Origin of the sequence: Stenotrophomonas sp. RG-453 (assembly GCF_033843685.1) — a bacterium.
GTDB classification, from domain to species: Bacteria; Pseudomonadota; Gammaproteobacteria; order Xanthomonadales; family Xanthomonadaceae; genus Stenotrophomonas; species Stenotrophomonas bentonitica_A.
On sequence record NZ_JAMYED010000022.1, the window covers coordinates 1 to 486 of the forward strand.

Below are 486 nucleotides of genomic sequence, written 5' to 3' on the forward strand. Positions count from 1 at the left end.
GGGGAACGATCCCACGCATGGCGGCATCGGCCGCGAGGCCTATGCCGCGCTCTACGGCAAGCCCTCACTTGCGACGGCGCAATGGAGCGTCTGGGCTTCCGGCTTCGCCGGATCGCAGGTGTCGACCGGCGGCAGCGGCGGCGCCAGCCGGAGCTTTGGCACCGTGGTCGGTGCCGACTATGCACTCTCGCCGCAGACGCGGATGGGCTTCGCGCTCGCGGGCGGCGGCACCGGCTTTGCAAACAATTTTTCGAGCGGCCGCTCCGATTTGTTTCAGGCTGGCGCCTTCGCCAGGCATTCGATTGGATCGGCCTATGTCACAACCGCGCTCGCTTACGGGTGGCAGGCCATCACCGGCGATTACCAGGTGACGCCGGCAGGCACCGGCCAGCTCAACGAGGCCATCAACGCCAACGCCTATTCCGGCCGGCTCGAAGGCGGCTATCGTATTGCCACGCGCTGGCTCGGCGTCACGCCCTATGCAGC

Annotated in this window: 1 protein-coding gene; it reads left to right on the top strand. The window is 67.5% G+C overall.

The window, feature by feature from the left end:
• Positions 1-486 (top strand): autotransporter outer membrane beta-barrel domain-containing protein (locus tag NJD74_RS19585; RefSeq protein WP_319624822.1); only part of this gene is annotated, 486 nt, incomplete at both ends.